Source organism: Sphaerisporangium sp. NPDC049002 (genome assembly GCF_040649355.1).
Lineage (GTDB): Bacteria > Actinomycetota > Actinomycetes > Streptosporangiales > Streptosporangiaceae > Sphaerisporangium.
In genome coordinates this window covers 1-26887 of sequence record NZ_JBEZFH010000091.1, presented here as the reverse complement: position 1 = coordinate 26887, position 26887 = coordinate 1, and the positions used below count along the sequence as shown (strand labels likewise).

Annotated in this window: 34 protein-coding genes and 1 riboswitch; of the genes, 20 read left to right on the top strand and 14 right to left on the bottom strand. The window is 71.4% G+C overall.

Annotated elements, in window-relative coordinates; translation table 11 throughout:
* Positions 1–897 (top strand): discoidin domain-containing protein (locus AB0B89_RS19365; RefSeq protein WP_358554290.1); only part of this gene is annotated, 897 nt, incomplete at its 5' end.
* Between the two features lie 100 nt (positions 898–997).
* Here the strand turns inward: AB0B89_RS19365 and AB0B89_RS19360 are convergent.
* Entirely contained in the window at positions 998–1558 is a 561-nt protein-coding gene (locus tag AB0B89_RS19360) for a hypothetical protein (RefSeq protein ID WP_358554287.1), read from the bottom strand.
* Between AB0B89_RS19360 and AB0B89_RS19355 the strand changes: the two genes are divergently transcribed.
* From AB0B89_RS19355 to AB0B89_RS19345, 3 genes are all read left to right on the top strand, one after another.
* Positions 1545–1874, top strand: coding sequence for a TetR family transcriptional regulator (locus tag AB0B89_RS19355; RefSeq protein ID WP_358554284.1), 330 nt, complete (start codon positions 1545–1547; stop codon positions 1872–1874). The two genes, AB0B89_RS19360 and AB0B89_RS19355, sit on opposite strands and share 14 nt — an antisense overlap.
* A gap of 72 nt (positions 1875–1946) precedes the next feature.
* Positions 1947–2585 carry a class I SAM-dependent methyltransferase gene (locus tag AB0B89_RS19350; protein WP_358554281.1) on the top strand — a complete coding sequence of 213 codons (639 nt, stop codon included), beginning with the start codon at positions 1947–1949 and terminating at the stop codon, positions 2583–2585.
* Between the two features lie 155 nt (positions 2586–2740).
* Complete coding sequence (locus AB0B89_RS19345) at positions 2741–4729, top strand: translation factor GTPase family protein (protein WP_358554279.1); 1989 nt, start codon at positions 2741–2743, stop codon at positions 4727–4729.
* Here AB0B89_RS19345 and AB0B89_RS19340 read toward each other — a convergent pair.
* Entirely contained in the window at positions 4704–4901 is a 198-nt protein-coding gene (locus tag AB0B89_RS19340) for a hypothetical protein (RefSeq protein WP_358554276.1), read from the bottom strand. The genes AB0B89_RS19345 and AB0B89_RS19340 overlap by 26 nt on opposite strands.
* Before the next feature lie 87 nt (positions 4902–4988).
* On the opposite strand from AB0B89_RS19340, the gene AB0B89_RS19335 reads away from it, so the two are divergent.
* The gene (locus AB0B89_RS19335) at positions 4989–5111 is read left to right on the top strand and encodes a hypothetical protein (protein ID WP_358554273.1); all 123 of its coding nucleotides are present in this window, start codon (positions 4989–4991) and stop codon (positions 5109–5111) included.
* A 241-nt stretch (positions 5112–5352) separates the two neighbouring features.
* Here AB0B89_RS19335 and AB0B89_RS19330 read toward each other — a convergent pair whose 3' ends face one another.
* From AB0B89_RS19330 to crcB (AB0B89_RS19315), 4 genes are all read right to left on the bottom strand, one after another.
* Positions 5353–6774: an MFS transporter gene (locus AB0B89_RS19330; protein ID WP_358554270.1), complete on the bottom strand. Its 1422-nt coding sequence runs from the start codon at positions 6772–6774 to the stop codon at positions 5353–5355.
* 308 nt (positions 6775–7082) lie between these two features.
* Positions 7083–7451, bottom strand: a complete 369-nt coding sequence (crcB, locus tag AB0B89_RS19325) for a fluoride efflux transporter CrcB (protein WP_358554267.1) — start codon at positions 7449–7451, stop codon at positions 7083–7085.
* The gene (locus tag AB0B89_RS19320) at positions 7448–7804 is read right to left on the bottom strand and encodes a DUF190 domain-containing protein (RefSeq protein ID WP_358554264.1); all 357 of its coding nucleotides are present in this window, start codon (positions 7802–7804) and stop codon (positions 7448–7450) included. The genes crcB (AB0B89_RS19325) and AB0B89_RS19320 overlap by 4 nt, the downstream gene beginning before the upstream one ends.
* Positions 7801–8370, bottom strand: coding sequence for a fluoride efflux transporter CrcB (gene crcB / locus AB0B89_RS19315; RefSeq protein ID WP_358554261.1), 570 nt, complete (start codon positions 8368–8370; stop codon positions 7801–7803). The genes AB0B89_RS19320 and crcB (AB0B89_RS19315) overlap by 4 nt, the downstream gene beginning before the upstream one ends.
* 264 nt (positions 8371–8634) lie before the next feature.
* Positions 8635–8726: riboswitch (Fluoride riboswitch) on the bottom strand.
* Positions 8727–9233: 507 nt separating this feature from the next.
* Between crcB (AB0B89_RS19315) and AB0B89_RS19310 the strand changes: the two genes are divergently transcribed.
* The 3 genes from AB0B89_RS19310 to AB0B89_RS19300 all read left to right on the top strand — a co-directional run bounded on the left by AB0B89_RS19310 (position 9234) and on the right by AB0B89_RS19300 (position 11516).
* Positions 9234–9938, top strand: a complete 705-nt coding sequence (locus AB0B89_RS19310) for a class I SAM-dependent methyltransferase (protein WP_358554258.1) — start codon at positions 9234–9236, stop codon at positions 9936–9938.
* A 247-nt stretch (positions 9939–10185) separates the two neighbouring features.
* Positions 10186–10593 carry a YciI family protein gene (locus AB0B89_RS19305; RefSeq protein ID WP_358554293.1) on the top strand — a complete coding sequence of 136 codons (408 nt, stop codon included), beginning with the start codon at positions 10186–10188 and terminating at the stop codon, positions 10591–10593.
* 188 nt (positions 10594–10781) lie between these two features.
* Entirely contained in the window at positions 10782–11516 is a 735-nt protein-coding gene (locus AB0B89_RS19300) for a pentapeptide repeat-containing protein (protein ID WP_358554255.1), read from the top strand.
* Between the two features lie 87 nt (positions 11517–11603).
* On the opposite strand, the gene AB0B89_RS19295 is transcribed toward AB0B89_RS19300, so the two are convergent.
* Both AB0B89_RS19295 and AB0B89_RS19290 read right to left on the bottom strand, forming a co-directional pair.
* Positions 11604–12029, bottom strand: coding sequence for a nucleoside deaminase (locus AB0B89_RS19295; RefSeq protein ID WP_358554252.1), 426 nt, complete (start codon positions 12027–12029; stop codon positions 11604–11606).
* Entirely contained in the window at positions 12026–12844 is an 819-nt protein-coding gene (locus AB0B89_RS19290; RefSeq protein ID WP_358554249.1) for an LLM class flavin-dependent oxidoreductase, read from the bottom strand. The genes AB0B89_RS19295 and AB0B89_RS19290 overlap by 4 nt, the downstream gene beginning before the upstream one ends.
* 144 nt (positions 12845–12988) lie before the next feature.
* On the opposite strand from AB0B89_RS19290, the gene AB0B89_RS19285 reads away from it, so the two are divergent.
* Entirely contained in the window at positions 12989–13435 is a 447-nt protein-coding gene (locus tag AB0B89_RS19285; RefSeq protein ID WP_358554246.1) for an Lrp/AsnC family transcriptional regulator, read from the top strand.
* Positions 13436–13449: 14 nt separating this feature from the next.
* Here the strand turns inward: AB0B89_RS19285 and AB0B89_RS19280 are convergent, their stop codons facing one another.
* The 3 genes from AB0B89_RS19280 to AB0B89_RS19270 all read right to left on the bottom strand — a co-directional run bounded on the left by AB0B89_RS19280 (position 13450) and on the right by AB0B89_RS19270 (position 15419).
* Positions 13450–14055 (bottom strand): fasciclin domain-containing protein, encoded by a 606-nt coding sequence (locus AB0B89_RS19280; protein WP_358554244.1) that lies wholly within the window; start codon positions 14053–14055, stop codon positions 13450–13452.
* A gap of 167 nt (positions 14056–14222) precedes the next feature.
* On the bottom strand, positions 14223–14963 hold the full coding sequence (locus tag AB0B89_RS19275; RefSeq protein ID WP_358554241.1) for a DUF4118 domain-containing protein: 741 nt from the start codon (positions 14961–14963) through the stop codon (positions 14223–14225).
* 21 nt (positions 14964–14984) lie between these two features.
* Complete coding sequence (locus AB0B89_RS19270; RefSeq protein WP_358554238.1) at positions 14985–15419, bottom strand: CBS domain-containing protein; 435 nt, start codon at positions 15417–15419, stop codon at positions 14985–14987.
* A gap of 221 nt (positions 15420–15640) precedes the next feature.
* Here AB0B89_RS19270 and AB0B89_RS19265 point away from each other — a divergent pair, with 221 nt between their 5' ends.
* The 8 genes from AB0B89_RS19265 to AB0B89_RS19230 all read left to right on the top strand — a co-directional run bounded on the left by AB0B89_RS19265 (position 15641) and on the right by AB0B89_RS19230 (position 20701).
* Entirely contained in the window at positions 15641–16267 is a 627-nt protein-coding gene (locus AB0B89_RS19265) for a GNAT family N-acetyltransferase (RefSeq protein WP_358554235.1), read from the top strand.
* A 229-nt stretch (positions 16268–16496) separates the two neighbouring features.
* Positions 16497–16850 carry an STAS domain-containing protein gene (locus tag AB0B89_RS19260; protein WP_358554232.1) on the top strand — a complete coding sequence of 118 codons (354 nt, stop codon included), beginning with the start codon at positions 16497–16499 and terminating at the stop codon, positions 16848–16850.
* A 174-nt stretch (positions 16851–17024) separates the two neighbouring features.
* Entirely contained in the window at positions 17025–18089 is a 1065-nt protein-coding gene (locus AB0B89_RS19255; RefSeq protein WP_358554229.1) for a cobalamin-independent methionine synthase II family protein, read from the top strand.
* A 148-nt stretch (positions 18090–18237) separates the two neighbouring features.
* On the top strand, positions 18238–18633 hold the full coding sequence (locus AB0B89_RS19250) for a GNAT family N-acetyltransferase (protein ID WP_358554226.1): 396 nt from the start codon (positions 18238–18240) through the stop codon (positions 18631–18633).
* An 81-nt stretch (positions 18634–18714) separates the two neighbouring features.
* The gene (locus AB0B89_RS19245; protein ID WP_358554223.1) at positions 18715–19710 is read left to right on the top strand and encodes an NAD-dependent epimerase/dehydratase family protein; all 996 of its coding nucleotides are present in this window, start codon (positions 18715–18717) and stop codon (positions 19708–19710) included.
* A gap of 153 nt (positions 19711–19863) precedes the next feature.
* Positions 19864–20181 carry a hypothetical protein gene (locus tag AB0B89_RS19240; RefSeq protein ID WP_358554221.1) on the top strand — a complete coding sequence of 106 codons (318 nt, stop codon included), beginning with the start codon at positions 19864–19866 and terminating at the stop codon, positions 20179–20181.
* Positions 20182–20237: 56 nt separating this feature from the next.
* Positions 20238–20390 (top strand): hypothetical protein, encoded by a 153-nt coding sequence (locus AB0B89_RS19235; protein ID WP_358554218.1) that lies wholly within the window; start codon positions 20238–20240, stop codon positions 20388–20390.
* Complete coding sequence (locus AB0B89_RS19230) at positions 20387–20701, top strand: ATP-binding domain-containing protein (RefSeq protein WP_358554215.1); 315 nt, start codon at positions 20387–20389, stop codon at positions 20699–20701. The genes AB0B89_RS19235 and AB0B89_RS19230 overlap by 4 nt, the downstream gene beginning before the upstream one ends.
* A gap of 107 nt (positions 20702–20808) precedes the next feature.
* Here AB0B89_RS19230 and AB0B89_RS19225 read toward each other — a convergent pair whose 3' ends face one another.
* Together AB0B89_RS19225 and AB0B89_RS19220 are read right to left on the bottom strand one after the other, a co-directional pair.
* A complete protein-coding gene (locus AB0B89_RS19225) occupies positions 20809–21468 on the bottom strand; it encodes an NAD(P)-binding domain-containing protein (RefSeq protein WP_358554212.1) in 660 nt (219 codons plus the stop codon).
* A gap of 187 nt (positions 21469–21655) precedes the next feature.
* A complete protein-coding gene (locus AB0B89_RS19220) occupies positions 21656–22900 on the bottom strand; it encodes a helix-turn-helix domain-containing protein (RefSeq protein ID WP_358554209.1) in 1245 nt (414 codons plus the stop codon).
* 112 nt (positions 22901–23012) lie between these two features.
* On the opposite strand from AB0B89_RS19220, the gene AB0B89_RS19215 reads away from it, so the two are divergent.
* Both AB0B89_RS19215 and AB0B89_RS19210 read left to right on the top strand, forming a co-directional pair.
* Positions 23013–24197 (top strand): cytochrome P450, encoded by a 1185-nt coding sequence (locus tag AB0B89_RS19215; protein WP_358554206.1) that lies wholly within the window; start codon positions 23013–23015, stop codon positions 24195–24197.
* A 159-nt stretch (positions 24198–24356) separates the two neighbouring features.
* Entirely contained in the window at positions 24357–25040 is a 684-nt protein-coding gene (locus AB0B89_RS19210; RefSeq protein ID WP_358554204.1) for a sulfotransferase family protein, read from the top strand.
* 39 nt (positions 25041–25079) lie between these two features.
* On the opposite strand, the gene AB0B89_RS19205 is transcribed toward AB0B89_RS19210, so the two are convergent.
* Positions 25080–26264 carry an ROK family transcriptional regulator gene (locus AB0B89_RS19205; RefSeq protein WP_358554201.1) on the bottom strand — a complete coding sequence of 395 codons (1185 nt, stop codon included), beginning with the start codon at positions 26262–26264 and terminating at the stop codon, positions 25080–25082.
* Between the two features lie 135 nt (positions 26265–26399).
* On the opposite strand from AB0B89_RS19205, the gene AB0B89_RS19200 reads away from it, so the two are divergent.
* On the top strand, positions 26400–26887 hold a 488-nt coding region (locus AB0B89_RS19200), incomplete at its 3' end, for a hypothetical protein (RefSeq protein ID WP_358554199.1).

The window sequence follows — 26887 nt, the reverse complement described above, 5'->3', positions numbered from 1 at the left end:
ACCCGGCGCTCGAAGTCCTCGGCGACCGGCAACACCGTCACCATCCCCCTGACCACGTCCAGCGCGCGGCAGGTCCGGCTGAACTTCACCGCCAACTCCGGCTGGCCCGCGGCACAGGTCGCGGAGTTCCAGATCTTCCCGGGCGGCGGCGGCCCGGCGCCGACCGTGTCCCTGGCGGCCTCCCCGGCCGACCTGACGTTCGCCGCCAGGACCGTCGGCAGCACCAGCCCGGCGCAGGCCGTGACGGTCACCAACAACGGCACCGGGCAGGCGACGCTCGGCACGGTCGCCACGACCGGTGACTACGCCCAGACCAAGACCTGCGGCGCCACGCTGGCCGCCGGCGCGTCCTGCACGGTCAACGTCACCTTCACCCCCACCGCGACGGGCACCCGCACGGGCACTCTGAGCGTGGCCAGCAACGACCCGAACGGCCCGCTGACCGTCGCCCTCACCGGCACCGGCGGCACCGCTCCGGCCACCAACCTCGCGCAGGGCAGGCCGACCACCGAGACCAGCCACTCGCAGGTGTACGGCTCGGGCAACGCCGTGGACGGCAACGCGAGCACCTACTGGGAGTCGGCCAACAACGCCTTCCCGCAGTCGATCACCGTCGACCTCGGCTCCGCCGTCACCGTCGGTCGCGTCGTCCTCAAGCTGCCCCCGGCCACCGACTGGGCCACCCGCACGCAGACGCTCACCGTCCTCGGCAGCACCGACGGGACGACCTTCACCAACGTCGTCGGCTCGGCGACGTACACCTTCAACCCGGCCACCGGCAACACGGCCACCATCACCTTCCCGGCGACCAGCAGGCGGCACCTGCGCCTGACCTTCACCGCCAACAGCGGCTGGCCCGCCGGCCAGCTGTCGGAGTTCGAGGTCTACGCCTCGTAGCGGCACGGCCCGGGAGTGCCGGAGGGGACGTACGCGTCTCCTCCGGCACTCCCTTCGCGTTCCCGGGCGCTCCCCGTTCCGTTCCGGCGGCCCGGCGCGTTCAGGACGGCCGCCCGGGCGTCTCCTCGGTGACGAAGACGGGCGTGAGGGACACCGGAAACCGGAGCACCCCGTCGCCGATCTCGACGGCGGGCGTCTCCCGCATGACCGCCTCGACCTCGGGGATGTCGAACGGCACCGGGCCGGCGTACTCGCCGGCCACCACCGGCTTGGCGTAGCCGTGGGCCCGCATCATCCGCCGGGCCGTCTCGACGCAGTCGGCCGCCGTGGCGGGGTCTCCGTAGAGGTGGACGTCGAACAGGTCGAACGCGTCGCGGCCGGCGGAGACCAGGTGGTCGAAGAACCGCCGCGGCTCGCTGTCGCCGGCGCCGCTGAAGACGTCGTACCCGCAGCCGCCGAGCACCACCGCGGCGGCCGGGTCGGCCTCCTTGACCGCCCCGTACATGACCTGGAGCTGCGTGACGTACCCGGGCGCGGTGCCCGCCCACAGCAGGCCGGTGTTGCTGGGCTCGTTGTCGCACTGCCAGTAGCGCACCCTGCCCGCGCAGTGGCGCACCACCTCCCGGACGAACCGGCAACTTCGTGGTGTGGGAAAGTCCATCGAGAATCCGGTTCCGCTGGTCTGGAACCAGCCACCCCCGCCGCCACGGCAGCGCGCCCTCGGACGGGGGGAGATCGTGGCCGCCGCGATCGCCCTCGCCGACGAGGCCGGGCCGTCCGCGCTCACCATGAAGGCGGTGGCCGCCCGCCTCGGGCCCTACTCGCCGATGGCGCTGTACCGCTACGTGCACAGCAAGGAAGGCCTCGTCGACCTGATGCTCGCCCTCGCCCGCCTGAGCACACGTCTCATGGCTCGTCCGCCGATTCGGCAAGAAGGTTTGTCATCTGTGCGGACGTGGGCGGATCATCTCCCGTGAACGGAGGCACCGCGCACGAGCGAACACGCCTCGACCCCTGCCCACCCCGAGGACACCAAGGAGAACGCACACATGACCGACTTCACCTCTGAAGCGGAGTTCTGGGACGACCGCTACAGCCAGAGCGACCAGATCTGGAGCGGGAACCCCAACACCGTGCTGGTCCGCGAGGTCACCGGCATGGAGCCGGGCAGAGCCCTGGACCTCGGGTGCGGCGAGGGAGCCGACGCGATCTGGCTGGCCCAGCGGGGATGGCACGTCACCGCCGTCGACATCTCCCAGGTCGCCCTCGACCGCGCGGCCCGGCACGCGGCCGAGGCCGACGCCGACGCCGCGGGACGCGTCGACTGGCAACGGCACGACCTCGCGTCGTCCTTCCCCGCCGGGGTCTTCGACCTCGTCTCCGCCCATTTCCTGCACTCCCATGGCGACCTGCCGCGGGAGAAGATCCTGCGTACCGCGGCCTCGGCCATCGCGCCGGGCGGGGTCCTGCTCGTCGTCGGGCACGCGGGGTTCCCCGCCTGGGAGCACGGCCACGATCCCGACACGCACTTCCCCACGCCGGAGGAGGTCCTCGAATCCCTCGACCTGCGGGACGGGGAGTGGGAGGTGCTGCTCACCGACGAGCACGAACGGATCCAGAACGACCCCGAAGGGCGGCCGACCACCCGCACGGACAACACGCTCAAGATCCGGCGCCTGGCCGGGTGAACCGATAAAGCGGTTGCTCTCCGTGGTCGCCGTCTGCTGCACTGGCTCACAGCATCGATCAACCAGGGAGAACGAAATGCGTGAGACGTCTGTGTCCAACAGAAAGGAAGTTTCCATCTACCTAGAGGACACGACGTTCAGTGCGCACTTTGAACTTGGGGATTCTGGCACACGTAGACGCCGGTAAGACCAGCCTGACCGAGCGGCTGCTGTACGCCGCCGGCGTGATCGACGAGATCGGCAGCGTCGACGACGGCAGCACCCAGACCGACTCCCTGGCGCTCGAACGCGAACGCGGCATCACGATCAAGTCCGCCGTCGTGTCGTTCGTCGTCGGCGACGTCGCCGTCAACCTGATCGACACGCCCGGCCACCCGGATTTCATCGCCGAGGTGGAACGGGTGCTCGACGTGCTCGACGGCGCCGTGCTGGTCGTCTCGGCCGTGGAGGGCGTGCAGGCGCAGACCCGCGTGCTGATGCGGACGCTGCGCCGGCTGGGCACTCCGACGCTCGTCTTCGTGAACAAGATCGACCGCAGTGGCGCCGACGGCGAACGGGTCCTGCGGGAGGTCTCCGAGAGGCTGACGTCGTCGATCATCCCGATGGGAGCGGCCGGCGGCCTCGGCACGCGCGGTCCCGCTTTCACGCCCTTCGGCGCGGACGACGCCGGCTTCACGGCCAGGCTGGGCGAGTTGCTCGCCGACCACGACGACGCTTTCCTGGCCGCCTATCTCGACGACGAGAAACCGGTGTCCTTCGAGCGGCTCAGGGAGGAGCTGGAGGCGCAGGCCAGGCGCGCCCTGGTGCATCCGGTGTACTTCGGCTCGGCGATCACGGGGGCGGGCGTGGACGCGCTGATGAGCGGCATCAGCGAGCTGCTGCCCGCCGCCGAAGGCGACGCCGGCGGCCCGGTCTCGGGCACCGTGTTCAAGGTCGAACGCGGACCGGCCGGGGAGAAGATCGCGTACGTGCGCATGTTCTCGGGGACCATCCGGGTGCGCGACCGGCTGCGGTTCCGCCAGGACGAGGAGGGGAAGGTCACCGCGATCAGCGTCTTCGACCGCGGCTCGTCCCTCCGGCGCCAGGCGGTCTCCGCGGGGCAGATCGGCCTGCTCTGGGGTCTCGGCGAGGTGCGGATCGGCGACACGATCGGCGTGCCGCGACCGACCTCGGCGCGCCGCTACTTCGCCCCGCCGACGCTCGAAACGGTCGTCGTCCCCCGCCCCGCCGACAAGGGCGCGCTGCACGCGGCGCTCGCCCAGCTCGCCGAGCAGGACCCGCTGATCAACCTGCGGCAGGACGACGTCCGGCAGGAGATCTCCGTCTCGCTCTACGGCGAGGTCCAGAAGGAGGTCATCCAGGCGACGCTGGCGAACGACTACGGGGTGCGCGTCATGTTCCGCGAGACGACGACCATCTGCGTCGAACGGCCGGCCGGCACCGGTGCCGCCGTCGAGATCATGGGCAAGGAGCCGAATCCCTTTCTCGCGACCGTCGGGCTGCGCGTCGACCCGGCTCCGGCCGGCAGCGGCGTCCGGTTCCGGCTGGAGGTCGAGCTCGGGTCGCTGCCGTTCGCGTTCCTCAAAGCCATCCAGGAGACCGTGCACGAAACGCTGAGCCAGGGGCTGTACGGATGGCAGGTCATCGACTGCACGGTCACCATGACGCACTCGGGCTACGCGCCACGGCAGAGCCACGCCCACGCCACCTTCGACAAGAGCATGTCGAGCACCGGCGCGGACTTCCGCGGCCTCACGCCGCTGGTCGTGGTCGACGCGCTCAAGCGGGCCGGCACGACGGTGCACGAGCCCATGCACCGTCTCAGCCTGGAGATCCCGGCCGACACGTTCGGATCGGTGCTGCCCTTCCTGGTGCGGCTGCGCGCCGTTCCGCGGACACCGGCGACCCGCGATGCGACGTGCCTGATCGACGGCGAGATCCCGGCCGCTTCCGTGCACGAGCTGGAGCAGTGGCTGCCGGGGCTGACCCGGGGCGAGGGCGTGCTGGAGTGCGCCTTCGACCACTACGAGCCGGTGCGCGGCACGCCCCCGTCCCGGCCGAGGTCGGACCACGACCCGCTGCACCGCGAGGAGTACCTCCTGCGGGTCCAGCGGCGGGTCACCGGCCGGAGGGAGGACGGCTGACCGTCACCGTGCCGCCTACCGCACGGCGCCCCCGGTCGCCGGTGTCGGCTTCGGTGTCGGTTTCGGTGTCGGTTTCGGTGTCGGCTTCGGTGTCGGCTTCGGTGTCGGTTTCGGTGTCGGTTTCGGCGTCGACTTCGGCGTCGACTTCGGCGTGGAGCCCGACTCGACGCATCCGAGGCCGATGACCTGGGCACCGGGTATCGGCGAGATGAACCGGCACCTGTAGTTCTTCGGCCCGAGAAGAACAGGGGGCGACTGCGTGACGGTCACGTTCTTGGAGATGGCCAGCGTTCCCGCGATGCCGTCCCCCTTGCCCTTGCACTCCGACCCCACCACGCTGTCGGAGTACAGCGGCGCGATGGTCGCGGTCACGCAACTGTAGGAAGCGGTGTCCGCGAACGCCGGAGTAGCGGCGATGGAGCCGGAGACCACACAAGAAGCCACTACCGACGCCGCTACGACCGGCCCGAACCACGACATTCGACTACTCACCGCACGCCTCCTGGCGATAGACGATCATGAGCCCCAGTATCGAGACAGACGGTCGCATGCCCCACGAGACACCCGAACAGGTACGGCATGTTTCCCCCGGCGATGCGGCTCTTTGACTCCGCACGTCTCCGTCAGGGGTCGGGTCGAGGACGACGGCCGCTCACCTCGGCGACCCTGGCGCACGCCGGGGTGGCGGTGAGCGCGGCGACCAGGGCCGCCGCGCCGAGCATGCCCAAGGCCAGCCGCGCCCCGGCTGTCCCCGGCCCTCCCGCGAGGTAGAGGGCGAGGGTGACGCCGGCGACACCCAGAGCGGTGCCGATGCCACGCGCCATGTTGATCATGCCTCCGGCGGTCGCCGACGTCCTGGCCGGTACGGCGGCCATGACGGCGGCGTTGTTGGCCGGGACGAACAGCCCAAGGCCCAGGCCGAGCAGCGCGAGGAAGCAGGCGAGCGGGCCGGGAGCGGTGGGGGTGATCGCGAGCAGCGCGGTCGCGCCCAAAGCGACCAGGGCGCCCGTCACACATCGAGCCCGGTTCCCCCACCGGCGCGGTGCCAGATGGTCGGCCGTGAGCGCGGAGAACGCGAATCCGGCCGGCAGCGCGCTGAGCACCAGGCCGGCGTGCGGCTCACGCAGGCCGCTCGCGACGAGCACCTGCGAGAACAGCACCAGCGGACCGAACAGGACGAGATAGGCGCACAGGGCTCCGGCGAGCCCCGCCACCACCCCGGAGCGCAGCACGGTGACGTCGAGCAGCGGTGACGACGCCCTCCGTTCCCAGGCCCGCAGACCCGCGGCGGATGCCAGGGCGACGGACAGCAGTGCCACGATCGGGAAGACCGGCAGCCCGAGGCCGGACGCCCCAGAGGCGGCCAGGAGCAGGCCGGTCGTGGCCGTTCCGAGCAGGAGCAGCCCACCCCAGTCGAACGCGCCGGGCCGGCTGTGCTCGCGGGTGCGGGGCAGCAGGTATCGTCCGGCGACGATGGCCACCAGGCCGACCGGCGCGTTGATCCAGAACACCCACCGCCAGTCGGCCGAGCCGACCAGGAACCCGCCCGCCGTCGGCCCGAGGGCCAGCCCCAGCGACTGGGCGGCCGCCTGCATCCCGAGCGCGGCCCGCGCGCGCTCCCGCCGTACGCTGGTCACCACCAGCGCCACGCTGTTGGCCTGCAACATCGCCGCGCCCGCCGCCTGGACCACCCGGCAGGCCACGAGCGCGGCCAGTGACGGCGCGAACCCGCAGGCCACGGACGCCCCGGTGAACACGACGAAGCCATACAGATAGATCAGCTTGCGCCCCGCGACATCGGCCAGCCGTCCCGCCGCGATCAGCAGGGCGACCAGCGCGAGCAGGTAGGCCACTGCCACCCACTGCACCGCCGCCAGCGGGGCATCGAACCGCCGCTGGAGCGCGGGGAAGATCAGCGTGACGATGCTCGCGTCCAGTTGTCCCATGAACGCGCCGACGCACACCGCTCCGACCGCGAACCACGGCGCATACTGGTGCGCTCGCACCCGTTGCGGGCGTGGTCGTTCCCTCAGCAGCCGTGGCACCGCTCGGCGTCCTCGCCGCCGCTTCCCGTGCGGCCGGTCATCGGTGGGCGCTCAGCCGCTCTGCCGGTACTCACCAGCGAGATCCCCCGTCAGGCCGATTCACCGGAGCGTGCCCCGCCCGGGCGTGCCGCCGGCCCTGGCATCGAGGTCGACGTGGCCCCTGGCTTTCGAGGTCGCTCCCGGCAGGACCAAGTCTAGGCGAGCGGCGCGAGGCGGTCCTGGTTCGAGCACCGGTTTCGCCGGTCGGTTCAGCCCTGATGAACCGTACGATCGCGGACGAGCCGGCCGGTGGGCGGCCGGGCCGCCGGTCAGGCGAGCACGGCGAGCGCGTAGCCGGCGACGGCGGCCAGGACGCCGAGGACGAGGCTGCCCAGGGCGTTGAGCCCGGCCTCGACGATCGAACCCTCTTCGAGCAGGCGCGTCGTCTCGAAGCCGAAGGTGCTGAAGGTGGTGAGCGCCCCGCAGATCCCGGTGCCGACGAAGATCGGGATCTCCTGGGGCATGGCGATCCTGGTGCCCAGCCCGATGAGGAACCCGAGGACGAGCGAGCCGACGAGGTTGACGGTGAGGGTGCCCCAGGGAAAGACCGTGTCGTGGCGCTTCTGGATGAAACGGTCGAGGAGGTACCGGGCCGGCGCGCCGAGGACTCCACCGGCGAAGACGAGCAGGACCGTCATTCACCGGCCCCGCTCTCTGCCTTCCTGCCGATGTAGCGGTAGACCTCCACCGGTTCCATGATCACCAGGCCTTCCGTGACGAGCGCGTCCAACTCGGCCATGAAGCCTGTGACCTTCTCCTCGGCGTCCACGATGACGATCGCCACCGGCAGGTCCTGGCTGAGCGACAGCAACCGGGTGGTGTGGATCAGCGAGGAGGCGCCGAAGCCCTCGACCCCGCGGAACACGCTGGCCCCCGCCAGGCCGTGCTTGTGGGCACGGTGCACGATCTCGGTGGACAGCGGCCGATGCCGATATTGGTCCGTCTCGCCAACGAAGATCGTCAGGCGGACGGCCTGGCCATGCAGTCTCATCGGGAACTCCTGTCATCGCGAGAGCGCCGTACCGGGATGCCGGCCAGGCCACGCGCCAGCGCCAGCCCGCACCAGACCGCGACCAGCCCGGCCAGCGCGCTGCCCACCGCGTACGAGCCGGCCACGGTCCACCTCCCGTCGCGGGCCAGCTGGAGGATCTCGGTGGTGAACGTGGAGAACGTCGTGTAACCCCCGAGGAAGCCGATCCCGAGGAAAGACCGCAGGTAGCGGCGGGGCGGCCACACGTTCAGGACGAACACCATCAGCAGGCCCAGCGCGAAGCAGCCCGTCATGTTGATCAGAAACGTCGCCCACGGGAACCGCCCGGCGGGGGCCGGGATCGCCTGACTCACCAGATAGCGGGCGACGCTGCCGAGCCCGCCCCCCAGAGCGATCACCAGGAGCGCTCCCGGAGCCCCTCCCCGGCGTCTCCCGGGATGGGCGTCGAACACGTTCCGCTCCGGATGCCCTCGCTCGTCGGCGACGTCGACATCCGAGCCGATCGGCAGGTCACCCCCGCTCGGGGGACCTGGATCGAATGGATACTCAGACGGACGCGCTGTCACCCGCCACTCCCTTCCATGATCGAAGCCGCTTTCGCCCGCGCACAGCGCCGGCACACACGCACGTACGGAGACTCGCCCCCGCACCGCGCCGGCACGCACGTACGCGGAACGGGGCGGACGGTACGGATAGCGGGTCCTGGCCGATCGGCGCGAGCGTGGAGCAGGTCGCGATCGTACGACCGATCAGGTCTGTGGCGGCCGGCCGCATGACCATGGACGACCAAAGGTCTCATCAGCTGCCTCCCTTTCACGGCAATGCCTGACGTGTCGTCAGGAACCATCAGCCAGGAGGCAGTTCGGGCGGCGGCCGTACACGCGGCGGCACCGCCCCGGCGGGATCCATCACCGTGCTACGTAGTCTAGCGGCAGGCGGGGTCGACCTCCGCTGACGATCCACGCGGGCCCCCGGCGGACCCCGCCGCCGCCCGTAAGGCTCGGAGCCCGCTAAGGCCTCCCACATGGTGGCCGATATCGATACGGGACCTCATACCGGCCAACGAGGACTTGGACCTCCCGCGTACCGGCCGCTGAGTACAGGGGCCCGCGTGCCGGGAGTTCGCCGGGGGTTCGGTAAAATTTCTCGCAGCATGACCTGAACGCGAGGTGCGCTCTGCGGCCTCGTCTGGACTGAGGTCCGTCGTTCACCGCCGAGCATGGCCGACGTCGCGCTGTTCGGCATCGCCGGGCGCTTCGCCGGGGTGCTGTTCTCGCGGTGAGATTCCGCCGCGATCCCTTTCCGGCCCACCAGGTCCCGCGTGCCTACGCCGCCGCCCTCACCAGCCGCGTCACGCTGGGCACGCTCGTCACCGGCGTCACCTACCGGTACCGGCGTTCTTGTCGGTGCCGGCCGGCATGATTCGTGGATGCCAGAAGCGAACCCCGGGTCGATCGCGTCCTTCTGGGATGCCGCCGCGCCCTCCTTCGACGAGGAGGCCGACCACGGCCTTCGTGATCCTCTTGTCAGGGCCGCCTGGGCCGAACGGCTGGGTTCGTGGATGCCCCCATCCCCGTCCGACGTTCTCGACCTCGGCTGCGGCACCGGTTCCCTGACCCTGCTGCTCGCCGAGCGGGGGCACCGGCCGGTCGGGGTCGATCTGTCGCCGCTCATGGTCGAGCAGGCCAGGCGCAAGCTCACCACGGCCGGCTTCGAGGTGGCGGTGATGGTGGGCGACGCGGGCGACCCTCCGGCGCAGGCCGGGACATCGTTCGACGTGATCCTCTCGCGTCATCTGCTGTGGACCCTGCCCGACCCCGAGGATGCCCTGCGCCGCTGGGCCGGTCAGCTGCGCCCAGGCGGGCGCTTGGTCCTCATCGAGGGACGCTGGGCCGCCCCTCCCGACACCGGCTCCCCCGAAGGCGGGCCCGAAGCCGGTTCGCCCGACTCCGGCGAACGGTCCGCCTATGTTGGGTCCACGGCGCTGCCCTGGATGGGCGGGGTCGGAGCCGAGCGCCTCCTGCGGGCGCTACGGCCGATCGCCGCGCGCTGCCGCGTCGAGCGGCTCACCGATCCGGTCCTGTGGGGCCGCCCGATCCACGACGAGAGGTACGCCGTCATCGCCCACCCGTGAGCGCCGAGCTTGGCACGCGGGATCAATTCTCGGTTTCCGGAGTGCGCCCGAAGCGCGGCGGCCGACGCGTCAGTCCCGTTCGCGATTCCCAGAGGCGCAGCCGGGGGCGCCCGTCTCCTCTGGCCCTCCCGTTTGAGGAAATCATGACGTTTTCGCGGGTGGATGTCCGGAGATGGGACCGTAGTCTCGACGTCTCTGGTGAGAGGCACCGGACGGGTGCCGGCAGAGAGGAGACATCGTGAAGTACATGATCTTGACTTACGGATCGCAGCAGGACTACGACGGCATGGCGGGGAAGGACACCGGCGCCCCGGCCTGGTCTCCGGAGGACTTCGCCGCCATGGGCGCGTTCATGGAGGCGTTCAACAAGGACCTGGAGGAGTCCGGCGAGCTCGTCGAGACGCGGGCTCTGGCCGCTCCGGTCCACACCAGGAGGCTCGGGTCACAGAGCGGTGTCCCGGTCGTGACGGACGGCCCCTACGCCGAGACCCAGGAGGTCCTGGCCGGCTACTGGATCGTGGACTGTGAGAGCTTCGACCGGGCGACCGAGATCGCCGCCCGGCTGAGTGGCTGCCCGGCTCCTGGCCAGGTCGCCGCCAGGGCCTACGCGGACGTACGGCCGATCGCGGAGTCCCGGGCCGAGCTGGAGCTCTGAACCTCCCTGCTGCGCCGCCCGCCTGACAGACGACCGAGGCCGGGGGTTCAGATCTTGGGCCGCGAACTCCACGGCCGGGCCGGGCGGTACGCTTCACCGACCAGGAGTCGCCGGTGAGCTCCACCCCGAGTGATCAGCGTTGAGAACGCCGGGAAGCAACGCTCTCGACCACCAGGAGACCACGCGCATTGTCCGACGAACGCGAGCACGCGGAAGCCGTGGCCGGCGGAGGCCGCCTCGACCTGCGAGCAGACTGTGAGCGCTGTTTCGCCCTGTGCTGTGTCGCGCCGGCCTTCTCGCCCTCGGCGGACTTCGCGATCGACAAGGCCGCCGGGCGGCCCTGTCCCAACCTGGCGGCGGACTTCCGCTGCGGCATCCACACCGACCTCCGGCGGCGGGGCTTTCCGGGGTGCACCGTCTACGACTGCTTCGGCGCCGGGCAGAAGGTCGCCCAGGTCACCTTCGGCGGGCAGGACTGGCGGCGGGCCCCGCGAACCGCCAAGCGGATGTTCGAGGTGTTCACGATCATGCGGCACCTCCACGAGCTGCTGTGGTATCTGGACGAGGCGCTGACGCTGGAGCCCGCCCGCCCGATCCACGGCGAGCTGCGCCTGGCGTTCGACCGCACCGAACGCCTCACCCACGGTGATCCGGGCACGCTCGTGGAGCTGGACGTGGCCGCGCACCGGCAGGAGGTCAACGCCCTGCTGCTGCGCACGAGCGAGCTGGTGCGGGCAGGGGTCCGGCGCGGCAAGAAGGACCGCCGAGGCGCCGACCTCATCGGAGCGGACCTCAGGGACGCCGACCTGTCGGGCGCCGACCTCACCGGGAGCATCTTCCTCATCCAGTCCCAGCTCCAGTCGGCGAAGGGCGACGCCGGCACCAAGCTGCCGCCGTCGCTCACCCACCCGGCTCACTGGTAGCCGTCCCAGGGCGCGGGCCGGCGTCGAAGCAGCCCGTACGGCGCGGGACGACGTAGGCGTGGCCGTCCCGCGCGGGGCCGATGGGGATCAGGTGTAGTAGCCGTCGACCGGGACGCGCGCCTCGTCGAACAGCGCCGGGCCTTCCTGGCGCGCGCCCGGGGCGGTGGCGGCCGGCTTGAGGCCGGTGAGCTGCTCGGTGGAGAGCGCGAACACGACGCGGCCGAGGCCGGACCGTTCGATGGCGCCCGCGCACATGCCGCAGGGCTGGCAGCTGGTGTACATCGTGGTGGCCGCCGCTGCGGCGGGGTCGAGTTCGCGGGCCGCCCACCTGGCCAGCTTCAGCTCGGGGTGGGCGGTGATGTCATGGTCGGTGAGGACGGTGTTGCGCTCTTCGACGAGCACGGTGCCGTCCGGCCCCGCCAGCAGCGACCCGAACGGCGGGTTTCCGCCCGTCCGCGCGGTGCTCGCGAGCTCGATGGCCCTGCGGAGGAGGCGTTCGTCGTCGTGTGTCACTGTCGTTCCGTTCCTGTGTGGTGTGTGCCGAGCCCGCGGTGCGCGGCCACGGTCGCGAGCGCCTGCCACGCCGTATGCGGGTGGCGGGTCTCGTCCGGGTCGCCGTTGAACGGGTCGAGCACGACGGTGCCGGCGCCGAGAAGGCGCAGTTGTTCGAGGTCGTCGAGGATCTGGTCGATGGTGCCCTCGCCGGCGAGCCGCTCCGGGCCGGTGACCGGCGACTCGGTGAGCCGCAGGGCGATGCGGGGGGTCAGCGCGGGTTCCGGCCGCTCCTGCTCGGTGGCGGCGGCCTTCAGCCGGTCCCGGGCCTCGCGCAGCCAGCCGAGGGTGTTCCTCAGCGGGTGCCAGGCGTCGCCGAGGCGTACCGCCCGGCGCAGGCCGGCGTCGCTGTTGCCGCCGACCCAGATCGGTATCCGCCCGCTGCGGTAGTCCTGGTCGTCCTCCCAGGCGGCGCGCACCGCCTCAAGGTGCTCGTCGGTCAGCTTCCCCCGCTGTTCGAAGGGGGCTCCGAGCGCGGCGTACTCCTGCCGCGCCCAGCCGACGCCGACGCCGAGGACCAGCCGCCCCCCGCTGAGCTGGTTGAGGTTGGCGGCCATGCGGGCGATGAGCAGCGGGTGCCGGTACGGCACGACGAGCACGGTGGTCCCGAGGCCGACGCGCCGGGTGACACCGGCCAGCCAGGACAGGGTGGTGAAGGGCTCGTAGAACGGCGCAGGGTACTGCTCGGCGACGTCGGGCGTCACCGCGACGTGGTCGGAGACCATCAGCAGGTCGAAGCCCAGCCCCTCGACCGTCTGCGCCCAGCTCCTCAGCACGCCTGGGTCGGTACCAGGCCCGAAGTTCGGGACATTCACACCTATTTGCACTGGTCAAGGCTATCCAGTGATCGTCAACGGCTGGAAGGGATTCCTCCCGGCGTACGGGCCGATGGGCCGTGGATCTGCCGGTATCTTTGCCCAATGACCGAGAGTCTTGACGCGACCGACTGGTCGATCCTGGCCGAGGTGCAGCGGGACGGCCGCATCCCGCTCACCGAGCTCGGCCGGCGGGTCAACCTCAGCGCCTCCGCGGCGACCGAGCGGGTCAGGCGGCTGGAGACGGCGGGCGTCATCACCGGTTACCACGCCAGTGTCGACCTGGTGAAGGTGGGTCTCGCCGTGCTGGCCGTGGTGCGCCTGAAGTACCCGGGCAGCCGCCACGAGCCCCTGCACCGGCTGCTCGCCGAGCGCTTCGAGATCCTTGAGTGCCTGCGGACCACCGGCGACGACTGCTACACGCTGAAGGTCGCCGCGACCTCCATGGCCCACCTCGAACAGCTCATCAACGAGCTGGCCCGGTTCGGCAGCACGACCACCAGCATCGTGTACAGCCAGACCCTGCCCTACCGGGGCCCCCAGAGCCCCTAGACCCGGGCCGACCCTCACTTCTTGGGCGTCAGGACCCCGTCGATGACGTAGACGGTGGCGTTGCGGGTCCGCAGGTCGCCGCAGACGATGTGGGCGTCGTTGACCTTGATCTTGTCACCGGAGCCACGAGTGGTGATCTTGCCGCCTTCCAGGGTGGCGAAGCCGCCCTTCTTGAGGTCGGCGGGCGTCTTCCCGCCCTGCACGACGTGGTAGGTGAGAACCTTGGTCAGCGCGTTCTTGTCCGCGAGCAGCTTGTCCAGCTTCCGCTTCCCGAGCTTGTTGAAGGCGTCGTTGGTGGGCGCGAACACGGTGATGTCCTTGGTGGTGTTCAGCTTGTTCACCAGGCCCGCCTTGTTGACGGCCGAGTAGAAGGTCGAAAGGTCCGGGCTGTGCGAGGCGGCGGTGACCACCCGGAGCCGCGCCAGGTCGGCGACGCTCCCGGGGCCCGACTGCGGCAGGGAAGAGCACCCTGGCCCGACCGGTGCGGACGGCGGTCGCGCCGGCGCCTGGACGGCGCCCCGCGTCAGGGCGGCGTCCGTGGCCGCTCCGGCCGATGTGCCGTGGGCGGTCGTGAGCGACAGCGCCGCCACGACCGGAAGGGCGAGAAGACGAGTGTTCATGTGCCTGTCCCCTTTTGCAGTTTTGGCACGGCCCCCGCAGGCGGTGACTCCCTCAATTGTCACCGGGCGGGTCCCATCACCACCCAACGCCCGGGGCGACATGCGATAAAACGTGCCCCATGCCGCATTTATCAGGAGACGACCTGGATGGGCCGGTGACGAGCGCCCTAGCCGTTGGCGGCGGTGTCGAGCGCGGCCCCCACCTGGTCGGCGAGGGTGACCGCCACGAGCCGTGCCTGCAGCGGCGGCACGGCCCCGGGCGTGGGATCGAGCAGGAACCGGCCGTAGAAGTGACCGTTTCCCAGTGTGCGCAGCTCGACCTCCTCGTCCGGAAGGCCCAGGCGGTCGACGTCCCAGCGCCGGTGTCCCCAGACCACGGTGCCGTCCTGTTCGAGACGGGGTGGATGGCCGATCAGGGTCCCGTACTGGAAGCGGCAGCCGCGCAGGTGCAGCAGGCCGGTGAGCTGGCCCCTGACGTGGTCGACCACCGTGTCGGGCGACCTCGCCGACTGGGCCAGCTCGGCGGTGTCGTGGATCTGGGCCAGGTAGGCGGCGTCGGTGACGGCGACCACCCGCAGGCGCCGCGCCCGGGCGGCCAGCTGCGAGACGACCAGCCCCACGATGAGCAGCAGGACCGCGGTCTGGATGTCCGAAGCCCGGGCGACGGTGAACCGCTGGTAGGGCGAGGTGAAGAAGAAGTCGAACCACACGGCGGCCGACACCGCCGCGAGCGCCCCCGCCAGGCGGTTGCCGGTGGCGGCCACCGCGACCACGACGACGACCAGCGCGAGGGCCACGTTCGTGTTCGACAGGCCCGTACGAAACGGTAGAAGCACCGCCGAGACGGCCGGCGGGGCCAGCAGGGCCGCCACGATCGCGAGGCGGTCCCTGCTCAGGTAGCGAAGCACAGCGGGCGTGCCGCCCCTCGCTCAGACGCCCGCGTAGACGCGATGGACGAACTCCGCGAGCTCGCCGTCGGGCAGGTTCCTGGCCAGGTCGGCCTCGGTGATCATGCCGACGAGCCGGTGATCGCGGATCACGGGCAGGCGCTTGATCTGGTGCTGCTCCATCGTGGCCAGCGCGTCCTCCAGGCTGGCATCGGCGTCGATCCACACCAGGCCGCTCGCCAGTTCCCCGGCGGTGGTCTCGTCGACGTTCCCGCCCGAAGCGCAGCACTTGACCACGATGTCCCGGTCGGTGATGACGCCCTTCAGCCTGTCGTCGTCTCCGCAGATCGGCAGCGAGCCGACCTGCAGATCACGCATCATCTGCGCGGCCATGCGCAGGCTGTCGCGTTCGCTGATGCACAGGGCCCCTTCGTGCATCACGTCCTGAGCCGTCCTGCCGGTGTGCTCTACGGTCATGATGACCCCCGAAGATCTAGTGGATACCTTATGTGGTTTCTACCCGATATGTCCGATTACGCACGTCCAGGGGTGGAGATGCTCTCGGCGGCGTCGCCGCCGGGTAGGTTGTGAAAGTGGTGTCTCGTGGACCCGTGGGCGGCGCGCCGGAGACCGCCTTCCCGGCAGGCGGGCCCCGCGTACCGGCCGGCCGGGCGACGCGCCGCGATACGGTTCCGTCCGTGATCGATGACGACGGGGTCGTAGGAACCGGACAGGCGGCGACCGGGACGTTCCCCGGCGACGGGCGGGAAGGCCCCTCCCGGGTGACCCTGCGCAGGCTCACCCACGACGACCAAGACGAGTTCGTCGCCCTGGCCCGCGCCAGCGTCGGCCTGCACCATCCGTGGATGTCCCTTCCCACCACACCGCAGGAGTTCCAGACCTACCTCGGACGATTCGACGACCCGCTGTCGGCCGAGAGCCTGCTGGTCTGCGTGCGCGACACCGGCGCCATCGCGGGCAACGTCAACATCAACAGCATCATCCGCGGGCGCTTCCAGAACGGCTCGCTCGCCTACGCGGCCTTCGCTCCCACGGCCGGCCAGGGGTACATGTCCGAAGGCCTCGCCCTGGTGCTGCGCTACGCGTTCGAGGAGCTACGACTCCACCGGCTGGAGGCCCAGATCCAGCCCGACAACCACGCCTCCCTGAAGCTGGTCCGGCGCCACGGCTTCCGCTGCGAGGGCTACGCCCCCGAAATGCTGTTCATCGACGGCGCCTGGCGAGACCACGAACGGTGGGCCATCACCAACACCATGATCGGCATGGTCCCCGACGCCCCCCACCCCACCCAGCCCACCCGCTGAGCCACCCCACCGGGCCGCTCCCGGCGAGCGGCCCAGGCAGAGGCAGAGGCAGAGGCAGAGGCAGAGGCAGAGGCAGAGGCAGAGGCAGAGGCAGACAGAGGCCACCTTTGGGCAAAGAGGTACGCGGGCGGGTTACAAACCGGCGCGTGCGGTTAGGGAAGGCGAAGGTTTCCGCCTGGACAGGGGTCCATCCGGGAAGTGCGCTCCCGCAGAAGGGCCGATCATCGCCATGGACGCCGAGCACGACTCCTTCTTCGCCCTCCCCGGCACCGGGGCGCTCGTCATCCGCGCCATCGGCAACCTGGACTTCAGCTCCACCCCCGCCTTGCGGGACCAGGTCGAGACCGCCGCGCGCACCCCGGAGGCCACCAGAATGATCATCGACCTCTCGGAGATCGGACTGTGCGACTCCGCAGGACTGGGCGAGCTCCTCCACGCCCGCAAGCGCTGCCAGGCATCGGGCATCCGGCTCCTGCTCGCCGGCCCGCCACCGAACGTGAGACGGCGGCTGGCCATCACCGGCCTGACGTCGCTGTTCGAGGTGTTCCCCTCCCTGAGCGACGCCCTCCACCACCCTGGATGACCCCCACAGAGCCCGCGAGCGCGGCCCCACCATCTCCTGCGCGAACGGCCCCTCCCAGCGGGGGAACCACCGGGGAACCACGCCCACCGGCATCGGTTCGCACCCGCCGCGCCGAGCGTCACGAGATGAGATCAGTGATTGCTTAGCCACAGATTGTTATCTAGGCTCTCCCCCATGGGCATTCCTACCGAACCTATCGGAAGTCTCCCTCGACCCCCCGCTCTGCTGGCCGCACTCTCCGGCCACTCCGAAGGCCGGATCGGCGACGCCGAGCTGGCCGCGCTGCAGGCCGAGGCCGTCGCCGACACCATCGCACGACTGGAGCGGCTCGGCTGCCCGGTCGTCGTCGACGGCGAGCAGTCCAAGCCGAGCTTCGCCACCTACCCGATCACCGGGCTGGACGGCCTCAGCCCCGACGGCGCCGTCATACCCTTCGCCGACGGCCACACCCGGCAGCTGCCGCGCCTGACCTCCGGGCCGTTCCGCTACCAGGTGCACGCCGACACCTACCTGCGGGAGGCACAGCGCCACACCGCCCTGCCGGTGAAACAGGCGGTCATCGCCCCCTCGGCGCTGAGCCTGCTCTACCCCGCCGACGGCATCGACGACTACCCGCGCAAGACCTTCCTTGACGACCTGACCGCCGAGGCCGAGGCGGACATCCGCGGCTGCCTGGACGCCGGCGCCCATGTGGTGCAACTCGACTTCACCGAGGGCAGGCTGTCGCTCAAGCTCGACCCGAGCGGCGGCCTGCTCGACGACTTCGTCACCCTCAACAACCAGGTGCTGGAACGATTCAGCGAAACCGAACGGTCCCGCATCGGCGTGCACACCTGCCCCGGCGGGGACCAGGACTCCACCCACAGCCTGGACGTCGACTACGCGGGCCTGCTGCCGAAACTGTTCGGCCTGCGGGCCGGCAACTTCTACATCCAGCTGGCCAGCGAGCCCGACCCCGAGCGAGTGCTGGGCGTCATCCGCGACAACCTCCCCTCCGGGGCGAAGGTCTTCGTCGGCGTGACCGACCCGATCGACCCACGGGTCGAGACGCCCGAGCAGGTCCGTGACCTGCTGCTCCTGGCCGCCCGGTACATCCCGGCCGAGCAGCTCGGCAGCTGCGACGACTGCGGGTTCTCCCCGTTCGCCGACGACACCTCCACCTCCCGTGAGATCGCGTTCGCCAAGATCACCGCCCGCCTGGAGGGCACCGCGCTGGCCGCGGAGTCCCTCGGGGCCTGACACACCCCCCGACCGATAGGCCGACGGGCACCCGCGGAGTCGCGGGTGCCCGTGACCGCCTGGTCGACGTGGTACTCCTTCGAGGCGGTGCTCGTCACCGGCCGAAAACCTGTCGCCGGCATGGCCGGGCCCGCCCACAATCGCCTGTATGACGATCACGTACCAATGGCGCGGCGCCTTCGGCAACACCGAGGTCAACACCCTGCACGCGGAGGGTTTCCAGCACGCCCCGCCGGCCGACGACTGGTGGACGCAGGTGAACCGGCACAGCCTGGGATGGGTCTGTGCCCGGCAGGACGGCGGGCTCGCCGGTTTCGTCAACGTCGCCTGGGACGGCGGCGTCCACGCCTTCCTCCTCGACACCCTGGTCACCGCGCGCCATCGACGCCACGGCGTCGCGACGCGACTGGTCGCCATCGCCACCCAGGAGGCACGCGCCGCCGGATGTGAGTGGCTGCACGTGGACTTCGAGGACCACCTGCGCGGCTTCTACTTCGACGCCTGCGGATTCGAACCCGCCAACGCCGGGCTCATCGCGCTGTAACCGCTGGTGACCGCTCCCCCGGACTACGCCCGTGGTGAATTCGAGGTGCCGCCGGTCACGAGGAAGCCCAGGATGGCCCGTATGAGGCTTCTTGTACTCGGTGGCACGCATTTCGTGGGACGGGCCGTCGTCGAAACGGCACTGGCGAGCGGCCATGACGTCACCACGCTGAACAGAGGAATGAGCCGACCCCCGGCCACGGGGGTGGACCCGATCACCGTGGACCGCACCGACCCCGGCGCGCTGCGCCGCGCGCTCGGAGACCGGCATTGGGACGCGGTCATCGACGCCTGGAGCGGCGCACCACGCGTGGTCCGCGACTCCTGCGAGCTGCTCACCGGCCGCACCGGTCACTACGGGTACGTGTCCAGCCGATCGGTCTACCGCTGGCCGTTCCCCCTTGGCGTCGACGAGCACGCCCCGCTGGTCGAGGGCGACCCCGACTCCGCCGACGGCGAGGACTACGCCGCCATGAAACGCGGCGGCGAACTCGCCGTCCTGCGCGCCTTCGGCGACCGGGCCCTGCTCGCCCGCGCCGGGCTGATACTCGGGCCGTACGAGAACATCGGACGGCTGCCCTGGTGGCTTCGCCGCATCGCGCGCGGCGGACGGGTCCTGGCACCCGGCGGCCCCTCCCGCCCGCTCCAGTACATCGATGCCCGGGACCTGGCGAAATGGATGCTCGGCACCGCCGAGCGTGGTGTCGCCGGCGCGTTCAACACCGTGAGCCGCCCCGGGTTCACCACCATGGGCGAACTGCTCGAAACGGCGGTGAAGGTGACCGGGTCGGACGCGGAGCTGGTCTGGGCCTCCCCCGAGGTGCTCGACGAGGCCGGCGTCGCCCCGTGGACCGAGATGCCGATCTGGCTGCCCCAGGACGCCGAGTACGGCGGCATGCACGACTCCGACGTAACGGCCGCACACGACGCGGGACTCACCTGCCGCCCGGTCCAGGAGACGGTCGCCGACACCTGGGCCTGGCTCCAGACCGAAGGAGACCCCGTGCCACGGCCCGACAGGCCTCGGCACGGCATCGACCCGGCCAAGGAGCGGCGCATCCTGGACATGCTCACCTGACATACCAGGGGTGCGGCCGATGACTCACCACGGCCCTCGACCGGCGGGCCGGTGACGGGAGCAGGGGGCGAGGCTCAGAAGATGTCATGGCCAAGTCCTGCGGCCGACGGCGGCAGATCACCCGCTACGGAGGCTCTGGCCGGGGAGGCCGTGTTGCTCGCGGCGCTGAATGCCGAACGGACCGGCCTGATGCGCGAAATCGTGGCGACCTTGCAGGCCGAACAGGACGCGATCATCCGATCCGACCACCACGGCGTGCTGGTGGGCCGCGCGGTGATGGCCGAGGTGCTGGCCGCCGCCGTACGCGAGCGACAGGCACCGCCTGGCGTCGGCGTTTCCTTCGCGTTCGGTACCGACATCCTGCACGTGGACCCCGACGCCTGCGCGCGAGCCGCGGCACAAGCCCGCGCCTCCGGCTTGCCGCACAATCAGGCGCGACCGTTCTTCGTCAACGCGATGCGCCCCAGCTGAGCGAGTCCGAGCGCGCATCGCTGATCCGGGCCCCCGGCGGCTGGAGTACGGCCGACGTGCCCCTGCTGGACGAGGCCGCCGAACTGCTCGGCGTCGACGATCGGGCCGTTCGGGCACGGGCGGCGCGAGAACGTGCCCAGCGCATCGCGTATGCCCAAGGGGTTCTGGACATCGCCTCCGGCGCGCGGTCCGGCGACGGCGAGCGGTGATCGTCCCCGATGAACGGGCCGCCGAACTGGCCGCCGCGATCCAGGCGACGCTCCCCGACGCCGCCTTCGGCCCCCACCCCGATCTGACGGCCCGGGTCGTGGTCCTGGGGGTCAAGCAGGCCAAAGGCCTCGAATTCGACTCGGTGCTGATCGCCGATCCGGCCGCGATCCTGACCGCCTCACCCCGGGGACACAACGACCTGTACGTGGCGATGACCCGGGCCACACAGCGGCTCGGAATCCTGCATCCAGGACCGGCGCCCGCCGAAATCACCCATACCGTGCGCGACACCGGGAGCCCCTGTCGTTGACCACGCCGGCCGAGCGGTCCGAAGCACCCTGAGGGCCCTGGCAGACCCAACCGCCGTGAACCCGCCCTCCTCCTGCGCGCGGCATCGACAATGGCTCCCGGCCCGGGTCAGGCGCGGAAGTCGTCGGTGCGTTCGGGGGTCGCCTTGGCGAGGAGGTCGCGGATGGCGTCGGCCTCCACCGACTGGCCGTACACGGGCGTGCCGGGCTGCTGGCGCCAGGATTCGTCGATGCCTCCGGCGTCGACGGTGTCGAAGCCGAGTTCGTCGATGAGGTCGCGGACGACCTGCTTGGCCGCCTGGTCGTCACCGGCGATCGGCAATGCGACGCGGCCGGGGGTCCCCTTGGGTCGCGGCAGGTCGAGGATGTGCTGGGCGTAGGTGCCGTTGAACGCCTTGATCACGGGGTGGCCGAGGTGCTGCTCGGTCCAGCGGCTCTCGGTCAGGCCGTCCTCGATGGAGGCGATCAGGCCGTCCCGCTGCTTCGGGTAGTAGTTGCCCGTATCGATGACCGCGACGCTCCGCGGCACCCCGTCGAAGAGGCCGGCGGGCAGGTGGGGAACGCTCTTCACGGGGATGGCGACGATGACGACCTCCGTGCCGCGCGTGGTCTCCTCGACGGCGACGGGGGTGGCGCCGGTCTCCTCGGCGAGCTCGGTGAGGGTCTCGGGGCCGCGCGAATTGGCGACGGCGACCTCATGGCCCAGAGCGGTGAGACGGCGGGTGAGGTTGCCGCCGATGTTGCCGGCCCCAATGATGCCGATCTTCATCAGATACCTCCAGCGTGGAGACCCCGTCCTTCAGGACGGGGAGGGAACGCGGCGCGGTGCCGCATGGTTCGGTGATCTGTTCGACACAGGTGCCTTGCCACTGTAGATGGATTCCGGCGGTCGCGGAAGTTTTCCGGTAGGTAATTAGGGTTTTTTATAGGTCGACGGCCTTTACTTTGTAGATCAACTACTTGGCCCGGCCGGCGGTCGCGGCCGCGTGGCACGCGCCGTGCCCGTCGGCCCGGGCGACGACGCGGCTCCCTTCGACGCGGATCGCGGCCTCGGTCCCGTCGCTCACCGCCGGAACGCCCGCTCTCGCGGCGAGCTCACCGGACTCGTCGTACACCACCCGCAGGCGCGGCCAGGCCGACGGCGGGAAGGCCGCGCGCAGGCAGGTGCGCAGGTCGGCGATGACCAGCCGGGCCAGCGGCGCGAACTCGTCGGGGTCGCCGGTGACCAGGACGGCGGTGACCTCGGCTCCGGGCGGCGCGGCGCGCACCGCCTCCTCGGCGGCTTCGAGCCGGTGCAGCCCGAGGATCGCCACGACGCCGTCGGCCGCCAGCGGCGCGGGCTCGCCGCTCACCGCGTCCATCATCTGTGGCGGCGACCACGCCTCGTCCACGGGCCGTGCCTTCGGCACCCAGGGCAGGTGCGGGGGCGCCCACACGTCGTCGAACTCAAGGCCCGCCAGCTGTTCGCAGACGCTGACGACGTTGAAAGGCTCGATGAAGCCGGGCGCGGCGGCGGCCATCTGGCTCGCGCCGTGCAGGGTCGTGAGCACGGCCTCCGCGACGTGCATCCGGCGGGCCGCGGGCGCGCCGGATGGGCTCAGGCGCTCCAGGGCCAGCCCGAGCAGGATCGCGTCCAGCTTCATGAGCTGCGCGAACGGCAGCCGGGTCTGCTCATCGGCGAGGACCTCGGGCATCAGGTCCATGCCGAGCCTGGCCGGGCCGTTCTGCTCGTCGGTGGCGAGGGGAAGGCGCGCGACCCAGACGCGAGCGAACGCGCCGAGCGCCTCGCGGGCGGAGCGGCCGCCCTCGGCGCGAGACGCCTCGGGGATGCGCCCGCCAGGGCCGTACCCGGGGTCGGACGCCTCTGGCGTGCTCCCGGCGACGTCGTGCCCGTGAGGCGGTCCGGGCGCGCGCCCGGCGACGTCGTGCCCGTGAGGCGGTCCGGGCGCGCGCCCGGCGAGGTCGTGCCCGGGGTACGGCTCCTCGGGCGCGCGTTCGGCGAGGTCGGCCAGGACGGCGAAGTAGAGGGCCCGTTTGCCGGGGAAGTTGGAGTACACCGCGCCTCGGGTGAGCCCGGCGCGCTCGGCGATGCCGTCGATCTTGGCGTCGCGGAAGCCCCTCTCGGTGAACTCGTCCCTGGCGGCGGCCAGCACCTTGGCACGGTTGAACTCGCGCATCTCCGCCCTGGTGAGCCGGCCCATCGTCCTCCCCGTCTCCCGTCGCCCGCGATTGCCACGCGCGCCGATCCAAGATACCGTCACCATTCAGATGATGAGATCATATGTTCATGACATTTCAATTATGGGAGGAACCATGAGCGGCGTCCCCGAGATCGACCTCACCGACCCCGAGGTCATGCGCGACCCCTTCACCGTCTACGGACGCGCCCGGGAGCGGTCCCCGCTGGCGCGGTTGCTGATCCCCGGTCTCCCGATGTGGGCCCTCACCCGGCACGAGGACGGCAGGGCGATGCTGGGCGACCCGCGATTCGAGCTCAACGCCAACAGCTTCATGCGGCCTGACGTGCCCGAAGACTGCCTGCCGTACATGCGGACCATGACCGAGATGAGTCAGCCGGAGCACGCGCGGCTGCGCAGGCTGGTGGCCCCCGCGTTCACCGCGCGCCGCGCCGCGGAATTCCGGCCGAGGATGGAGCCGATCGTCGAGAGGCTGCTCGACGACCTGCCGGGCCATGTCGAGGACGGCTCTGTCGACCTGTTCACCCACCTGACGCGGCCGTTGCCGATGGACGTCATCTGCGAGCTGGTCGGCATCCCCGAGCCCGACCGCCCGCGGTGGCGCGCGTACGGCGCCACCGTGGCGGCGGGTTCGGGGAAGGGGTTCGCCGAGGCCGTGCCGGGGATCATGGAAGGCGCCAAGGCCGCGGTGGCGCGCCGGCGCGGTGAGCTCCGCGACGACCTGGTCTCCGACCTCATCCGCGCGCAGGCCGAGGACGGCGACCGGCTCGACGACACCGAGATGGTCACGCTGGGCTGGCAACTCGTCCTCGCGGGGCAGACGCCCACGAACCTCATCGCCAACGCCGTGCTTGCCCTGCTCTCCCACGCCGGGCAGCTCGCCGTGCTGCGCGAGGATCCCGGGCTCATGCCGCTCGCCGTCGAGGAGCTGATGCGCTGGTGCGGTCCGACGCTGCTTTCGATCCCCCGTTACGCGCGGGAGGACATCGAGCTCCACGGCGTGCCGGTGCGCAAGGGAGAGGCCGTCACCGTCGCGGTCGCCGCCGCCAACCGCGACCCACGCGCGTTCGCCGACCCCGACCGGTTCGACGTCGGACGGCGCGGCGGGGCGGGCCACCTGGGCTTCGCTCACGGCCCGCACTTCTGCCTGGGGGCGTCTTTCGCCCGCGTGCAGACCGAGGTCGCGCTCACGGGGCTGCTGCGCCGCTTCCCCGGCCTGGCGCTCGCCGCCTCCCCGGACGAGCTGCGCGCCCCCGACCCGGGCACCTGGCGGCTGACCGCGCTGCCGGTGACCCTCTGACGGCCAGGCCCCAGGACCTCCGACGAGGCTCGTCCACCCGGCCGGTCACCGGTCCTCGCGAACCCGTGCCGTGACACATCCGCTTGCCTGCCCTCCCCCGTCGATGGAACATGGTCACGTTGCCAGTTGTGGCAGTTCCCGATCGGAATGGTGGGAAATATGCGGGTCATCGGCGCGGGGTTCGGCCGTACCGGAACGCTGTCCCTCAAGACCGCCCTGGAGCGGCTGGGCTTCGGGCCGTGCCACCACATGACGGAGGTCTTCACCAACCCCGGCCAGATCCACCGCTGGCTGGCCATCGCCCAGGGACAGCGGGCCGACTGGGACGCGCTCATGGGCGGCTACGGCTCATGCGTCGACTGGCCCGCCGCCGCCTACTGGCGTGAGCTCGCCGAGCACTACCCCGAGGCCAAGGTCGTCCTCACGGTACGAGATCCCCGGCGCTGGCTGGACAGCATGAACGCCACCATCCTCAAGCAGCGCGGCCGGAGCGGCACGCTGGTGGGGAAGACGATGCTGCGGGTGTCCTCCCTGCTGGGCACCGACTTCGCGGCGTTCGGCGAGATGAGCCGGCTGACCGTCGACAGGCGGGTGTTCGGCGGGCGCATGGGCGACCCCGAGCACGCGATGAAGACCTTCCAGGCGCACATCGAAGAGGTCAGGGCGGCCATCCCGCCCGAGCGGCTGCTCGTCTTCGAGGTCCGCCAGGGCTGGGAGCCGCTGTGCGCGTTCCTGGAGGTACCGGTGCCGGCCGAGCCCTTCCCGAGGGTCAACGACGCCGGAGACTTCGAGAAGCACGCCAGGTCGAGGCTGCTCCCGATGCTCCTGAGGCGCAGCCGGTAGCCGGGCGTGTAGAGGACGACGACTGGCCGATGGCCGGGTTCACCGGGGGTGCCGCTCCGCCCAGGAGGCCAGGGCGGCCTCGCTGGTGACGTGGTCGAGCCCGACGGCGACCGCGCCGCGCAGCGCGCCCTCGTCGCCGTGCGCCGCGTCGAGGACCGGCGGGGGCTGTGCCCTGCGGAAGGTCATCAGGCCCTCGGCGTAGGCCTCGCCGAACTCGGCGGGGGCGGCGGCGCGCAGAGGACCGGCGAACCCGCCCAGCGTGACCACGTCGGGGGCGTGCGCGTTGACCAGCCCGGCGATGCCGCTCGCCAGCGCGCGGGCGACGGCGGCCACCGCCCGCCTGGCCGCCGCGTCGCGGGGAGCGCGGTCGAGCACGTCACGCATGTACGTATGCGGGTCGGCCGGAGGAGGCTCGCCGAGGTGGCGGGCGAGGGCGCGCCCGTCGACCTCCAGGTCCCAGCAGCCGCGGGCGCCGCAGGGGCAGCGCAGCCGCCGGTCACCGAAGGGGATGTGCCCGTACTCGCCACCCGCGCCCCCCGCTCCCGTCACGGGATGCCCGCCGACGATGAGGGCTCCGCCGATGCCGACCTCGACCAGCAGGTGCAGGGCGGTGGCGGCCCCCGAGGCGGAACCGGTGCGGGCCTCCGCGACGCCGGCGAGGGTCGCGTCGTTGCCCACGAGCAGCGGCAGGCCGGACCCGGCGATCAGCCCGGTGAGGTCGACCGGGCCCCAGCCCAGGTTGGAGGCCTGGACGAGATGGCCGTCGACGAACGTCGCGGCCACGGCGAGGGAGACCGCGCGCACCCGCTCCCCGTACCACCGCCGCGAACGGTCGAGGACCTGGCGCAGCTCGGCGAGCACGGGACCTGGGTCACGGCTGGCATGGCGGCCGGCCTGGAGGTGCTCGACCCGCCCGTCCAGCGTCGCCACGGCGCAGCGCCAGTCCTCCTGGCGCAGTTCGGCGGCGAGGACCAGCGGACCCGAGGGATGAGGCGCGAGGACCGTCGTCGGCCGCCCACGTCCTCGCACCGGTGCGGGGGTCTCGGTGAGCAGGCGCAGGTCGCGCAGCCGCGCGGTGATCTCGGTGGCCGAGCCGGTGCTGAGGTTCAGCCGCCGGGCGACCGACGCTCGGGTGATCCCCGGCTCCCTGCGCACCTGCGCCAGCACGTCCGCCGCCGCGCGCCACCGCGCGTTTCGTGCCCGTTCGGGTCTGTCACTTGCCATCGGTAGCACCCATCGTCTTATGCTCGTGCAACGAGTATAACCGGGAGGGCCGAATGGACCTGAGAGACGTGGACCGCCGTCCTGCTCGCCATTGGGACGGCCCGAGACGGGAAGAGACGGGAAGAGTGAACCGCGATGAGTGAACCCGCCCACCTCCCCACATCGAAGGACACGCCCGGCTCACCCCCTCCCACCGACACCGGGACCGGCTCACGGGAGCCGAAGGACGCCGCGACCGGCTCACCGGTCGGCGGGAAAGGCACGGAAGGGGCGGGAGCCGCCGAGGAGCGGGCGGGCGGGGCCGGGGCGGCGCGGAACGCGCGCGGCGATCTCCAGGTCGGAATCGCCCAGGCCGCCCTTGGGTTCTGCGTGACGAGCCTCGGTGCCACCTTGGTGATGCTGGCGCGCGACCTGCGCGTCCCCGTGGGAAGCATCGCGTGGCTCGCCTCCGCCTTCGGCGCCGGCCTGCTGGCCGCCGCGGCCGCGGGACCCCTGCTCCTGCGGCGGGGGCCCCGGGCCCCCGCGGGGGGGCGGGGGCCCGCCCCCGCGACCCCCCGGGGACGGCCACCGCGGGGGCCGCGACGGAGAAACGGTCGGCCCACCGCCGGGCGGGGAAGACCACG